Consider the following 15,392-nt stretch of genomic DNA (forward strand, 5'->3'; position numbering starts at 1 on the left):
GGCCCATATCCTTACCTCTCTGCTGCGCCAGGAAATTTATAGGAACACATAGCGCTTTCCGGCGCCAACCTCGGCGTTGAACCCGTACGGGTTCCGGATGGAAACGGCACACGGCGCACCGCGCTCAAGAATGGGTCCGATCACCCGAGCGATGGTCGGACTCCCGTCCCCCGACCGCCTCGCCGGTTTTCTGCCGGAAGAAGGGGGGCCGGCCCGTCACCGGATCGGCCCCCTTCCTTTTCTCGTGCCGGCGTCAGCTCAGCCAGAGACCGCCATCGACCGCCTTGATGGTGCGACCTTCGCGGACGCCGTAATCCAGGTAGTGCGACAACGGATTGACGCCGGCCTGCGCAACGTCGGGGTTTTCGGTCAGATAGGTGGCGACGTCCATCCAGGTGGAAGGCCTGCGCCCCTCCTTCCAGCCGAAAGCCTCGTAATGCTCGTAGCCGCTTTCAAAGACGCCGGCCTGCAACGCCGCCACGACATCGGGGTTGTTCCGACGGTACCAGTCCTCGTCGAACAGCGCGTTCGGGTCGCGTCCCTCGGCGGCGCCGTGAGTGAGGTAATGTTCCAGGCCGCTAGCGAACTCGCCCCGTCCCACCGCGGCGGCGACGTCCTGATTCTGGGCAAGATAGAACTTCTCGTCCAGGGACACGCCCCCCTTCAGCCTCTGCTCGGCGCCGCCGTAGGCCTGGTAATGCTGCAGGCCGCTGGCGAACTCGCCCCGGGCGACAGCCTGCGCCACGTCGGGGTTTTCGGCAAGGTAGTCGCTCTCGAAGAACAGCCCCGTACCGGACTTCGTGATCGGGGCGTCCGGCGCGTTGACCAGTTCCACCCGGTCGTTGAAACGCAACAGTTCGACCCCCTCCATGATGTCCACGCCGAGCGTCGGGCTGGTCATGACCAGCGCCCCGTAGGCCCCGCGGGTGAGGATCACGTCGGCGAAGTTCGCCTCGATGCGGACGGCGTCCACCCCCTCGTCGCCATGCAGCGTGTCGTTGCCCGCGCCGCCCTGGAGACGGTCGTAGCCGAGTCCGCCGAACACGAAGTCGTTGCCGTCGTCGCCGTACAGCAGGTCGCGGCCTTCCCGGCTGCCGATGATGTCGTCGCCGCCGCCGCCGCGCAGCGTGTCGTCGTCGACGCCCAGGATAATGGTCTGGTTGGCACCGTCGCCGATCGCCACGTTGGAGCCGGCGCCGCCGCCCACCGTGACCGCGCCGGTGATGAAGGCGTAGTCCACGTTCTGCAGGTTCACCACCGTACCGGCGGGAAGATTGCGCGCATCCAGCAGCACGGCCGAGGCCTGGCCGGCCGGCGCCGAACCGGTGATGGTGATCGGCGTGACCGGCGCCACGCCCGAAGCCACCGTGGGCGTGACGCTGCGCAGCGTCACCGGGGCGCTGGCGGGCAGCACCTGGGTGAGGCCGGCACTGGACACGGTCGAGCCCGCCAACGGATCGGCGCGCAGCAAGCTGGAGAAGGCATCGGCCAACTCGCCCAGCACCAGGCCGGTGGCTCCGCTGGAGGTCACGCCCACGCCCACGGGCAGGCTGGCCTCCAGCAGCGGGTTGGCGGTGGTTCCGGCCAGCGGCACATCGGCCAAGCTGCTCTTGGCGTCCGTGTCGGTCCGGTTCTCCGTGACCGGGGCGATCACCACGGACTCCGTGGGACGGCCCCTGCTGTCCGTGCCCGTCGTCACCGTCAACAGCGCGCCGTCCACCACCGTTGTCGGGGAAGGCGCGGGAGGCGGCGGGGGAGACGGCGGCGCGGGCGTGGCATTGACGATCGCTTGCCCGAGGAGGCTGGCCATCTCGTTGCCCGCTTCGTCGGACAGGGCGCTGCCGGGCAGTGTCGGATCGTAGCCGAAGGTCACCACCTGCCCGACGGCGACGCCCGACGCGAGCGTCAGGGTCACGGTGCTGCCCCCTGTGCCTGAGGCGGCGATGATGGCGCGGGGCACGCCATCGACCAGAACGCTCATGCCGGTGGTCTGGTGGGGAGAGGCCGCGAGGCTGACCGCCTCGGCAAAGGTCAGGGTCAGCAGGTTTCCGTTGACGGAGGACGTCATCAGCGGCGTCGGCGCCACGGTGTCGACGGTCACGATGAACGCGCCGGACACGGAGGAGCTGTTGCCGGCCAGATCGACAGCCGTCGCGCCCAGCGTGTGGGCTCCCTCGCTCAACAGGCCCGAGGAAAGGCTCCAGGCGCCGGTCGTCGAGTTCGCCGTCACCGTGCCGAGGGCGACCGCCCCCTCGTATAGGACGACGGTGCTGCCCGCCTCGGCGGTGCCGGTGATCGTTGGCGTGGTGTTGCTGGTCCGCGTGCCGGCTTGGTTGGCGACGGCGAGGCCGGTCGGGGCCGCCGCGACCGTGTCGATGGTGACGATCAGCCCCGCCGAGGCCGCCGAGGTGTTGCCGGCGTCATCGAAGGCCTTGGCGGTGAGCGTGTGCGCCGCGTCGGACAAGGTGGAGGCCGCGACCGTCCATAGCCCACCGCCTCCGGCCACGGCCGTCCCCACGGCGATGCCGTCGGCGTACAGCACGACCCTGTTCCCGGCGTCCGCCGTGCCGACGATGGTCGGCGTGGCGATGTTGGTCAGGTTGTCGGTGCCGCTGGCGCCGCTGTCCGTCGTCAGGTCGAGGGCGCCGGGCGTCGCCGCGACGGTATCGACCGTCACGATCAGCACGGCGGACGCCGCCGAGGTGTTGCCGGCGGCATCGACCGCACGGACCGTGAGGCTGTGCGCCGCGTCGGACAGCGCGGAGGACGGGCTGACCGTCCACAGGCCCCCGCCGCCGACCGTGGCCGAGCCGACGAGGACGCCGCCGTCGTACAACTGCACCGTGCTGCCCGCCTCCGCGCTGCCGGTGATCGGCGGCGTGGGATTGTTCGTCAGGTTGTCGTCGTCGTTGGCCAGATCGAGGCCGGTCGGCGCCAGGGGCGCCGTGGTGTCGATGCTGAAGACGAAGGGCGCCGACCGCGGCGATTCGACGGTGTCGGGATCCAGGGCCGTGGCGGTGAAGGTGTAGCTCGACCCGGTCAGGCTTCCGGTCGTGATCGACCAGAGGCCGCTGCCGTCCGCCGTTCCGGTCCCGACGACGGTGACGAAGTCGTACAGCGTCACCACGCTGTTCGCCACCGCCGACCCGATAATGGTCGGGGTCCGGACGTTGGTCAGCTGGTCGGCCTGGACGCCGCTGTCGGACGCCGCAGCCAGCCCGATACCCGTTGGAGCGCTGCTTTCCGGCGTGATGGTGAGCGTCAGGCTGCCGCTTGCGGACGACGTGTTGCCGGCCGCGTCCACGGCCTTGACGGTCATGGCCTGGGCACCGAGGCTCAACGTCGAGGTGCCTCCCGACCAGTTCCCGGACGCGTCCGCATCGGTCTCTCCCACCAGCGTGCCGTTGGCAAACAGCAGGATGTGGGCGTTCGCCTCGGCGCTGCCGGTCAGCACCGGCTGCCGGACGTTCGTCACGAGGTTGTTGAGAAGGCCGCTGTTGCTGTCGGGGCTGAGAGCCGGGACGGCGGGCGCCAGGGGGGCGGTCGTATCGATCGTCACCGCCAGCCCCGACGCGGAGCTGGCCGTGTTCCCCGCCTTGTCGACCGTGGTGAGCGAGAGCTGGCGCAGGCCGGAGGCCAACGTCGCCGACGTGATCGTCCAGGCGCCCTGGGCGTCGGCGGTCGTGGTGCCCACCGCGAGGGCGCCGTCGTACAGCGTGACCACGCTGTCCGCCTCGACCATGCCGACGAGCGTCGGCGTGGTGTCGTTGGTCAGCAGGTCGTCGCGCGCGGCGCCCGTGTCGGACGCCCGCGTCAGCAGCATCGAGCGGACGGGCGTCACGAGGTCGATGGTCACCAGCGGCGCGCCGGACGGGCCTGCGGTGCCGCTGTTCGCACCGGGCGCCACGGCCGTCAGCGTACGATCGGCCACACCCAGGTCGCTTGCCGTCAGGGTCCACAGGCCGTTGGCGTCGGCCGTCGCCGACCCGAAGAAGGTTATGCCCTCTCCGGCGAGGTTCACGCCCTCGTAGAGGTGGACGACGCTGTTGGCCTGGGCGCTTCCGCTCGCCTGCATGATCGAACGGACGGCCGTCGTCAGGTCGATGCTCACGACCAGCCCGCCCGAGACGTCGCTGGTGTTCCCGGCCACGTCCGTCGCCTTGACGGTGAGCGTGTGTTCGCCCTCCGTCAGGGCGCCGGCCGTCACCGACCACAGACCGTCGCCGCCGGCGGTTCCGAGCCCGACGAAGACGCCGCCGTCGTACAGGGTGATGACGCTGTTGGCCTCGGCGCTTCCGCTCACCGTCGGCGTGCTGTCGGAGGTCAGCCGGTCGCTGTTCGAGCGGCCGAGGTCGGATCCCGGCGTCAACACCGGCGTGCTCGGAGCGGCCGAGACCGTGTCGATCGTGACGACGAGCGTACCGGCGGCGCTGGTGTTGCCCGCGATGTCGATGGCGGTCGCCGTAAGCGAATGCGTGCCGTCCGCGAGGGCCGAGGCGACGCCGATGGACCAGCTTCCGGATCCGTCGGCCGTGGCGGTGCCGATGTCCAGGCCGCTCACGTCGTCGCGCAGCGTGACGACGCTGTTCGCCTCCGCCACGCCGAGAACCATGGGGGCGGCGACGTTCGTGACGCGGTCGCTTGCCAGCGCGCCGCTGTCGGAGCCGGTGCCCAGCCCCAACCCCGACGGCGTCGCCGAGGTCAGATCGATGGTGATGACCAGCGGAGCCGAGGCCGCGCCGGTGTTGCCCGCCGCATCCCGGGAAACGACGGTCAGGCTGTGCGCTCCCTCGCTCAACGACGGCGAACTCATCGTCCAGGCGCCGGCGCCGTCGGACGTCGTCGTGTTGAGGAGAGTCGCGCCGTCGTACAGCGTGACCACGCTGCCCGCCTCCGCCGTCCCGGTCAGGACCGGCGTTGCGTTGTTGGTCACCAGATCGTTGGTCGAGCCGCTGTTGGAGCCCGCCGTCAGGACGAGCGACGAGGGCTGGGGCGCGGCGGTGTCGATGGTGACGAGCAGAACGGCCGAGGCGGCGCTGGTGTTGCCAAACAGGTCGATGGTCGTCGCCGTCAGGGTGCGCTGGCCGTCGGCAAGGCCGATCGCCTGGACCGTCCAGTTGCCGTCGACACCCGCCGTCGCCATGCCGACCAGGGCCGAACCGTCGTACAGCCTGACGGTGTTGGAGGCTTCGGCCGTGCCGCGGATCGTCGGCGACGCGACGTTGGTCAGGCGGTCGGTTGCGCTGCTGCCGGAGTCGGTCGTCAGCTCAAGGCCGCTCGGCGCGGCGGCCTGCGTGGCGATGGTGACGACCAGCGCGGCGGAGAGGCCGCTGGTGTTGTCGGCGACGTCCACGGCCCTGGCCGTGAAGGTGTGGGTGCCGTCGGCCCGCGTCGGCGTCGTGAAGGACCAGGCGCCGAGTCCGTTCGCCGTGACCGTCCCGATGGAATCGCCGTTGTCGTAGAGCGTGACGGTGCTGCCGGCTTCGGCGGTGCCGGTGATGATCGGTGTCGTGACGTTGGTCTTGTCGTCGCTCGCGCTCCGCCCGCTGTCCGATGCGGTGGCGAGGTCGAGCCCGCCGGGCGCGTCGCCGGTGAGGTCGATGGTGACCGTAACACCGCCGACGCCGGGATTCCCCGCGTTGTCGAAGGAGGTGATCCCGAAATTGTAGACGCCTGCGGCAAGCGAGCCCGAGGGCGTGAAACTCCAGGCGCCGGTGCCGGCGTCCGCCACCACCGTTCCGAAGGCTTCGGCGGTTCCACCGTTGAACGCGCTCGTGATGATGACGGTTCGGCCTGGGCCGGCGCCCACCGTGCCCACCGTGCCGGTGAGCGTCGGCATGGTCTCGGCGGTGATCCGGTCGCTGTTGGAGGAGCCGGTGTCCGAAGCCTGGGCAAGCTCGACCGACACCTCGTCCGGCACGGTGTCGATGGTGAAGTTGAGCGCGGCGGACGCGCCGCTGGTGTTGCCCGCCACGTCGACCATCGTGGCGATCAGCGAATGCGCCGTCCCGGTGCCGCCCGCCAGGACGGAGCTGGTGATCGACCAGACGCCCGTGCTGTCGGCGGTGCCGGTGCCGAGCGTCGTTGATCCCTTCAGCAGGGTGACGACGCTCCCCGCCTCCGCCCGGCCGGTGATGGTCGGGGTGGTGACGGAGGTCAGGTTGTCGCCCAGGAGGCCAGTGTCGGAGACGGCGGCCAGGGCGAGGCCCGTCGGGGCCGCCGCCGTGGTGTCGATCGTGACCGTCAGCGGCGCCGAGGCGGTGCTGGTGTTGCCGGCCAGATCGAGCGCGACCACGGACAGCGTGTGCGCGCCATCGGCAAGCGACGGCGTGGTGATCGACCAGGCGCCGCTGCCGTCGGCCGTCACGGTGCCGAGAGTCGTTGCGCCGTCGTACAGCGTGACGATGCTGTTCGCCTCGGCCGAACCGGTGACGGTCGGCGCGAAGACCGAGGTAACGCTGTCGGCCGTGGAGCCGCTGTTCGAGCCCGCACTGAGCGACGGGGTTCCCGGCGCGCTGGGCGCCGTGGTGTCCACGGTGATCGTCAGCGTCGCGGACGGGTCGCTGGTGTTGCCAGCGGCATCGACCATCCGGGCCGACAGCGTGTGCGCGCCCGCGCCCAGCCCGCTGGCGGTGACCGTCCAGGTACCCGAACCGTTGGCCGTGCCGGATCCGATGAGGGTGGAGCCGTCGTAGAGCCGGACGAGGCCGTTCGCCTCGGCCGTGCCGACGAGGGTCGGCGATCCGGTGTTGATCAGCCGGTCCGTGTTGGAGGCGCCGCTGTCGACGGCGAGCGACGGGGTTCCCGGTGCCGCCGCCGCGGTGTCGATCGTGATGACCAGCCCCGCGGAGGCCACCGAACTGTTGCCGGCGGAATCGACCGCGCGGGCGGTGAGGGTGCGGGTGCCCGGAAGCAGGGTCCCGGTGGCGATCGACCAGACGCCCACTCCGTTCACGGTGGTGGAGCCGAAGCTCACGCCGCCGTCGTAAAGGGTGACGACGCTGCCCGCCTCGCCCGTGCCGGTGATCGTCGGGGTGACGATGTTGGTGATGCCGTCCGTGCTGGAACGTCCGCTGTCGTAGGCTGCACCCAGCACCGGCGTGCCGGGCGCCGCCTGGACGGTGTCGATGGTGACGTTGAGCGGCGCGCTGGCGGCGCCGGTGTTGCCGGCGGCGTCGGTCGCCTTCACCGTCAGCGTGTTCACGCCGTCGGCCAGCGACGCGGCAGTGATGGTCCAGGCCCCCCCGCCGCCGGCGGTCGCCGTGCCGACGACCGTGGTGCCGCTGTAGAGCGTGACCGTGCTGTTAGCCTCGGCCGTGCCGGTCAGGGTCGGGGTCGTGACGTTGGTGACCCGGTCCGTGTTCGACGCCCCGCTGTCGGACGCGGACGCAAGCGTGACGCCGGTCGGCGCGTTCGGCACGACCGTGTCGATGGTGATCACCACCGCCGAGGACAAGGCGCTGGTGTTGCCGGCCGCGTCCATGCCGCGCGCGGTCAGCGTATGGGCGCCGTTGCCCAGTTGGCTGCTGGTGATGGTCCACAGGCCCGCGCCATCGGCGGTCGCCGTTCCGCGCAGCGTGCCACCTTCGTAGAGCGAGACGAACCCGCCCGCCTCCGTCGTGCCCGTGATGTCGGGCGTGGAGTTCTTCGTCAGGCGGTCGCCGGCGACCCCGGTGTCGCTCGCGGTCGACAGATTCAGCGAGGGCACGGCCGCGACGAGGTCGATCGTGACGACGAGGGCGGCGGAGGTCGCGCGGTTCCCGGCGCGGTCGGTCGCCTCGGCGGTCAGGCTGTGGCTGCCCGGCGCCAGCGAGGGAGAGAGCAGCGACCAGGCGCCCAGGCTGTCGGCCTGGACGGTGCCGAACGCGGTCGGGCCGTCGTAAAGGACGATGGTGCTGCCGGCCTCGGCCGTGCCGCTCAGCGGCAGGATCTGGTGGTTGGTGATGCGATCGCTGTTCGAGACGCCGCTGTCGGACGCGACGGCCATGAGCAGGCTGGGCTGCGGGGTGGACAGATCGACCGACAGGACGATGTTGCTCGACACCGTGGAGGTGTTGCCGGCCCGGTCCACGCTGAGCGCGGTCAGGGAGTGTTCGCCCTGCGACAGGGCGTTCGTGGTCAGCGAGAAGGCGCCGTTCGCGCCGGCCGTCGCCGAACCGACGCTGGTGTTTCCTTCATAGAGGGTGACGACGCTGAAGCTCTCCGCCGTGCCGACGATCGTCGGCGTGGCGAGCTTGGTCAGCCCGTCGTGGTCGGACACCCCGGTGTCGTCCCCGGCGGCGAAGGCCAAGTCCGACATGATGAGGTTTTCGGTGTCGATGGTGACGATCAGCGGGGCGGAGGCGGCGGCGGTGCTGTTGCCGGCCAGGTCGGTGACGTGGGCGACCAGCGTGTGGGTGCCGTTGATGAGCGAGCCCGTGGTCACCGACCAAGTCCCCGAACCGTCGGCGGTTCCCGTGCCGACGAGCGTGGTGCCGGCGTAGAGCGTGATGACGCTGTGCGCCTCTGCGCTCCCGCTCACCGTGGGCGTGGTGTTGCGGGTGAGCCGGTCGTTGGCCACGCCGGTGTCGGAGCCGGCGGTCAGGCTGGGCGCCGACGACGGCAGCACGGTGAGGTCGATGTTGAGGACGAGGGCCGCCGCCACGAGCGCGGTGTTGCCGGCCGGATCCACGGCCTGGGCCGACAGCGTGTACAGCCCCTCGGCGAGCGTCGGGCTGGCGACCGACCATTGGCCGAGGCTGTCCGCCGTCGCGCCGCCCAAAACGGTGGTGCCGTCGGGGTAGTAGAGCGTGACGATGCTGCCGGCCTGGGCGGTGCCGGTGATGACCGGCGCCGTCACCGCCGTGACGGCGTCGTTGCCGACGCGGCCGCTGTCCGTCGCCGGCGTCAAAGCGAAGCCGCCCGGGGTCGGAGGCGTGGTGTCGATGGTCAGCAGCAACGTGCCCGAGGCGCTGCTGGTGTTGCCCGCATCGTCCACGGACCGGACGGTCAGCGTGTTCACGCCGTCGGACAGGCTGCTGGCGGTGATCGTCCAGGCGCCCGCTCCGTCGGCGGTGGTCGTTCCGACGCTGACGCCGCCGCTGTAGAGGTAGACGGTGCTGAGCGCCTCGGCCGTGCCGGCCAAGGTCGGTGTGGCGGCGGACGTGATCAGATCGCCCGGCATGCCGCTGTCCGACGCCGCATCCAGCACCGGCGTGGACGGCGCGTCGGGCGCGACGGCATCGATCGTGATGACGAGCGGGGCCGAGGCGGCGGCCGTGGCGTTGCCGGCGGCGTCGACGACGCGCGCCGTCATCGTGTGCGCGCCGTTGCTCAACGGCGTCTCGATGGAGTAGACGCCCGAGCCGTCGGCGGTGCCCATCCCCACGAAATTGCCGCCGTCGTAGAGGGACACCACCGCGCCGCTCTCCACCGTGCCGGTGAAGGTGGGCGCGAGCAGGCGGGTCTTCCCATCGCCCAACACGCCGGTGTCCGACGCGGGCGCCAGGGTCGGCGCGCCGGGCGCCTCCACGGTCAGGTCGACCGTCACCACCAGCGTGCCGGAGCCGCTCGACGTGTTGCCGCTGGGATCCACCGCGGTGGCGGTGAGGGTGTGGACGCCCTCGGCGAAACCGGTTCCGGTGTAGGACCAGACGCCGCCGCCGTCCGCGACCACGGTCGCCAGCGGCGTCAGGCTGCCGGCGTTGTTGTCGTAGAGGGTGACGGAGCTGTTCGCCTCGGCGGAGCCGGTCAGCGACAGGGTCGTGGCGTTGGTGATGCGGTCCGTGGCGCTGTAGCCGGTGTCCGACGCCGTGGTCAGGGCCATGGCGCTCGGAGCCGGAGTGCTCACGTCGATGGTGACGACGAGGCCGCTGGACGCGGCGCCGGTGTTGCCGGCCACGTCGATGGCCCGGGCCGTCAGCGTGTGCCCGCCCTCGGCGAGCGTGCCCGTCCCGATCGTCCAGACCCCGCCCGTCGCCACCTGCGTGCCAAGCGCGGTGGCGCCGTCGTACAGGATGACGGTGGCGCCGGCCTCCGCCGTTCCGGTGACGGTCTGCGTGGTGATGTTGGTGACGTTGTCGCGGACGCCGCTGTCGCCGGCCGGGTCGATCGAAAGCCCGCCCGGCGCGTCGGGCGCGGAAGCGTCGATGGTGACCGAGAAGACTGAGGAGGCGTTGCTGGTGTTGCCGACGATGTCCACGAGGCGCGCGGTCAGGCCGTGCGTGCCGTTGCCAAGCGCGGAGGTGTTGACCGACCAGCTGCCGTCGCCCGCCACGGTGGCGGTGCCGACGAGGCTGGAGCCGTTGTACAGCGAGACGACGCCGCCGGCCTCCGCCGTTCCCGTGACGGTCGGGGCCAGGACGCTGGTGATCGCGTCGCCCGCCAGCCCCGTGTCGGATCCGCCCGCCAGGGCGAGGCCGGTCGGCGCGTCGGCGGTGCGGTCGATGGTGACGACGAGGCCGCTGGACGCGGCGCTGGTGTTGCCGGCGACGTCGACGGCCCGGGCGACGAGCGTGTGGACGCCGGCCGCCAGGGAGCCCGTGCCGAGCGACCAGGACCCGCTGTCGGAGACGGTCGCCGTGCCCAGCGCCGTGCCCCCGTTGTCGCCATACAGCGTGACGACGCTTCGCGCCTCGGCGGTGCCGGTGACGGTGACCGCCTCGAGGTTGGTGACGCGGTCGTTGCCGACCGAGCCGCTGTCCGATCCGGCTTGCAGCGCCAGCGCCCCCGGCTGGTCGGGCGCCGTCGTGTCGATGGTGACCGTCAGCCCCGAGGAGGTGAGGACCGTCCCGTAGGCGTCGATCTTGGCCTGAAGCGTGTGGGTGCTGCCGGTCGCCAGGGTGCCGGTCGCGGCGATGGTCCAGAGGCCGGTGCCGGCGTCGGCCGTGCCGGTGCCGATCAGCGTCAGGCCGCTGTAGAGGGAGACCGTCGCGCCCGCGAGCGCGGTCCCCGTCAGGGTCGGCGAGGCCACGTTGGTGATCCCGTCGCCCGCCACGCCGGAATCGGAGACGAGTTGCAGACCGCCGGGCACGCCGATGCGCCCGGTCACGGAAAGCGATGTGCTCGTGCTGGTTTCGTTGCCGGCCGCGTCCAGCGCGCGCGCGGTCATCGTGTAGGTGCCGCCGCCGAGTTCCGTCGTGGTGATCGACCACAGGCCGGTGTTGTCGACGGTCGCGACTCCGAGCACCGTCGCCCCGACGGAGGAGCCGTCGTACAGCGTCACGACGCTGTTGGCCTCGGCGGTGCCCGAAAGGATCGGGGTGAACTGGCCCGAGGGCCCGGCCGTGTCCGCCGTCGGCGCCGACAATCCCGGCCCGGTTCGGTCGATGCTGATGACCAACCCGGCGGACATCTGGCTGGTGTTGCCGGCCACGTCCACCGCGGCGGCGGTCAGGGTGTGGGCGCCCTCGCTGAGCCCGGCGATCGTGGCGGACCAGCGGCCCGAACCGTCGGCCGTCGCGCTGGCGGTCGAACCGCCGCCGTACAGGGTGATCGTGGCGCCGGCCTCGGCCGTGCCGATGATCGTCGGGGCGACGGCGTTGGTCAGGGCGTCGGCCAAGCTTCCGCTGTTCGTGGCGCTGCTCAACGCCAGACCGCTCGGGCTAGCCGAGGTCTGGTCGATCGTGACGGCGAGGGCGGCGGAGGCGGCGCCCGTGTTGCCGGCGGCGTCCACCGCCCGCGCGGTCAGCGTGTGGGCCCCCTCCCCCAGGGTGGAGGAGACGATCGTCCAAGCGCCCGTGGAGGCGTCCGCCGTGCCCGTTCCGAGCAGGGTCGCGCCCTCGTACAGCCGCACGGTGCTGCCGGCCTCGGCCGTGCCCGTGATCGCCGGAGTTCCCACCCGGGTCCGGTTGTCGTTCGGCGTGCCGCTGTCCGAAGCCAGCAGAAGCGCGCCAGGCGCGTCCGGCGCCGTCAGGTCGACGGTGACGACGAGACCGCCGCTCGCCACGGAGGTGTTTCCAGCCAGATCGACGGCCTTGGCCGTCAGGGTGTGGGCGGCGCCGGTCAGCGCGGCGGACATGACCGTCCAGTTGCCGTCGGCCCCCGCCGTGGCTTGGCCGAGCAGGGTCGAGCCTTCGTAGAGAAGCACGATGCTGGAGGCCTCGGCCGTCCCCGTGACCGAGGGCGTCGTGAGGTTCGTCCTCGAATCCCCCGTGACGCCGCTGTCCGACGACGCCGCCAGAGCCAATCCGGTCGGAGCGGAGGCGCTCGTGTCCACCGTGACCGTGAAGGCGGCGGAGGGGAGGCTGGTGTTGCCGGCGGCGTCGATGGCCTTGGCCGTCAGCGTGTGCGCGCCGATGGAAAGGCCGCTGGTGGCGATCTCCCAGTTGCCTTGGCCGTTGGCCGTCACCGTGCCGAGCGCCAGGGCGCCGTCGTAGAGCGTCACGACGCTGCCGGCCGCCGCCGTGCCGGCGACGGTGGGCGAAAGATTGTTGGTGAGGCCGTCGGTCGCGCTGCGGCCGCTGTCGGTGGCGGCGGTCAGTTTCAGGCCGCCCGGCGCGTCCGCCGTGCTGTCGATGGTGACGATCAGGCTTCCCACGCCGTCGCGCGTGTTGCCGGCCGCATCGCGCGAGCGGGTGGAGAAGGACCAGCTGCCGTCCGCCAAGGCGCTGCCGGCGGTCACGGTCCAGGCGCCGGCACCGTCGGCGGTGCCCGTTCCCACCACGCTGCCGGAGACCAGAAGGTCGATGACGCTGTTCGCCTCGGCCGTGCCGGTGAAGGTCGGCGTCTTGACGTTCGTCAGCCGGTCGGACGAGGAGTTGCCGCTGTCCGACGCCGCCGTCAGCGACGGGGCGGAGGGGGCGACCGGCGGCGTGGTGTCGATGGTGACGGTGAGGCTGTTCGAGGCGGTGCTGCTGTTTCCCGCCAGATCGACCGCGCGCGCGGTCAGCGTGTGCGCGCCTTCGCCCAGCGCGCCCAGCGTCATTTGCCAGACGCCGCTCCCGTCGGCGGTCGCGCCGCCGAGAAGGGTGGTGGAATCCTTGTACAGGCTTACGACGGCGTTGGCCTCCGCCGTGCCGACGATGACCGGGGTGTTGACGTTGGTCAGGTTGTCGCCCTGCGTCCCGGTATCGCTCGCCGTCGCCAGCGCCACGCCCGTGGGCGCGGCCACCGTGGTGTCCACCGTGAGCAGGAGGCCGGTCGAGGCGGCGCTCGTGTTGCCGGCCGTGTCCACGGCGCGGGCGGTCAGGGTGTGGCCGCCCGGGGAGACCGCCGGCGTGGTGATCGACCAGGCGCCGACGCCGCTGGCGGTCGTCGTTCCGACGCTCGCCCCGTCGAGATACAGGGTGACCGTGCTTCCGGCCTCCGCCGTGCCCGTCACGGTCGGCGTCGTGACGTTGGTGATGCCGTCGGAGGACGAGCGGCCGCTGTCCGATCCTGGCGTGTAGGAGATGGTCGGTGCGGTCGGCGCCGTCGCGTCGATGGTCAGCAGCAGCCCGCCCGACGCCGAGCTTTCCATGCCGGAGGAAACGGCCTTCGCCGTCATCGTCCAGGTGCCGTCGGTGAGCGCCGTGGTCGCCGTGATCGTCCACTGGCCGGATCCATCGGCGGTCCCGCTGCCCAGCGCGGTGCCGTTGCCGTAAAGATTGACGACGCTGCCCGCCGCGGCCGTGCCGGTCAGGGTCGGCAGGGTCGCGTTCGTCTTGAAATCGCCCAGCGTTCCGCTGTCCGAACCGGAGCTGAGACTGGGGGCCGAGGGCGCGGACACCGCGACCGGGAAGACCAGCAACCGATCGGTGTTGCCGATTTCCATGGCCTGACCGCCCACGAAGACGGTGTCGATCCCGGACACATAGACGGTGCCCGAGGCTTCGGTGAACCACACCACGTCGTTGCCCACGCCGCCGATCAGCGTCTCGACCGCCGACACCATCGTGGTCATGCCGACGATGGCGCTGCCGCCGGTTACGGACACGACGTCGATGCCGGCGCCGCCGATCAACGTTTCCAGGGCTGAGATCTTGACCGTGTTGCCGCCGGCGCCCAGCAGCACCGTTTCAGAGCCTCCCCTTCCGACGATCGACTCGATCGCCGTGACGCTCATCGTGATGCCGGTGTTCCCCAGCACCATGAGCGCGTCTTCGCCGGCGGTGCCGATCACCGTCTCGAGCGCTTCCACCTGCATGGTGTTGCCGACGGTGTTCCAGGCGATGGGACCCACGCCGACGATCGGCGTTCCATCCCGGAACGTCATGGTGACGACGTCCTTGCCGCCGCCGCCGATCAGGGTGTTGAGGCTGGCGACCGTGACGGTGGTGCCGACATCCATCAGGATGGCGGTGTTGCGGGAACTGGTTCCGCCGACGATGGTCTCGATCGACGACACGGCGGTGGTGCCGCCGCCCGACCTCATGTCGATCGAGCCGATCTTGTAGCCCATCGTGAAGACATCGTTGGCGCTGCTGCCGATCAGCGTCTCGACGAAGCTCAGGGCAATGGTGCCGCCCATGCTGCCGAGCATGACGACGTCCCCGGCCTTGGAGCCGTTGCCGAGAAACATCTCGATGCTTCTCACCTGGACGGTGTTGCTGCCGCCCGCGACGGTCGCCACGATATCGTCGCCCGCGGTGCCGATCAGCGTTTCGACCGCCGTTACAACGGTGGTGGTTCCCAGCTGGCCGCCGGCGCCGAAGTTGATGACGTCAACGCCGGCGCTGCCGACGAGCGATTTCAGATAGGCCACCGACATCGTGTTGCCGGCGTTGTTCGTCAGGCTGATCAGGGTGGTGCCGGTGCTGGCGCCGATGAAGGTTTCGATCGACTCCACCGCCATGGTCGTGCCGGTCGAGGTGCCGAGGACCCGGTCGTTGCCGGCACCGCCGATCAGCGTCTCCAGCCCCGCGACGGTGATGGTGTTGCCGCCCGCGCCCCCCAGCGTGACGACGTCCTTGTAGAGGCCGCCGGGCGTGTTTCTGCCGCCGGTGATGTGGTCGAGGTTGGTGACCGTTACGGTGTACCCCAGCGTCTCCAGCACCACGCCACGCGTGCCGAACCCCTTGATGCCGGACCAGGTCTCCGTTTTGGAGAAGAGATAGTCCGTACCAGCGGTCAGGGTCAGAGTTGCACCGGCAGCCATAACAATCCCCACTTAGAGGCTTCCCAGCGGGAAGCTTGACGATCACGGGCGAAAGACACGCATCGCGAGCAGATTTCCGCCATCGACACAGCTTTAAATGCTTAAATTTTTACAAAAGGCGGACCTCAGCCACTTTAAGAGGATATGTTTAAAGAAGTCCAAGAGCGAAATCGGTCGATTTGTGACAAAGTTTCCTGTCAGTAAGTTGTTAATGATGGTTAATAAATAATTTACACAGAAATTCAAGAATCGGATTGCAATAAAAAAATTGTGTGATTGCGATTTTGTGATTGAGCCCGATCAGCCATTTTCAACCTCTTCCGTGGGACGCTGGCAT

At 70.4% G+C, this 15,392-nt stretch carries 1 protein-coding gene; it reads right to left on the reverse strand.

Annotation, left to right across the window (positions count from 1 at the left end; all coding sequences use genetic code 11):
* Positions 1–253: 253 nt before the first annotated feature.
* Positions 254–15,055: an Ig-like domain-containing protein gene (locus tag EJ913_RS28305; protein ID WP_127004275.1), complete on the reverse strand. Its 14,802-nt coding sequence runs from the start codon at positions 15,053–15,055 to the stop codon at positions 254–256.
* Positions 15,056–15,392 lie beyond the last annotated feature (337 nt).

Origin of the sequence: Azospirillum doebereinerae (assembly GCF_003989665.1) — a bacterium.
Classification (GTDB): Bacteria; Pseudomonadota; Alphaproteobacteria; order Azospirillales; family Azospirillaceae; genus Azospirillum; species Azospirillum doebereinerae.

Coding starts and splice junctions, on each gene's coding strand:
- EJ913_RS28305 (WP_127004275.1), bottom strand. CDS start 15,055: ATGGCTGCCGGTGCAACTCTGACCCTGACCGCTGGTACGGACTATCTC.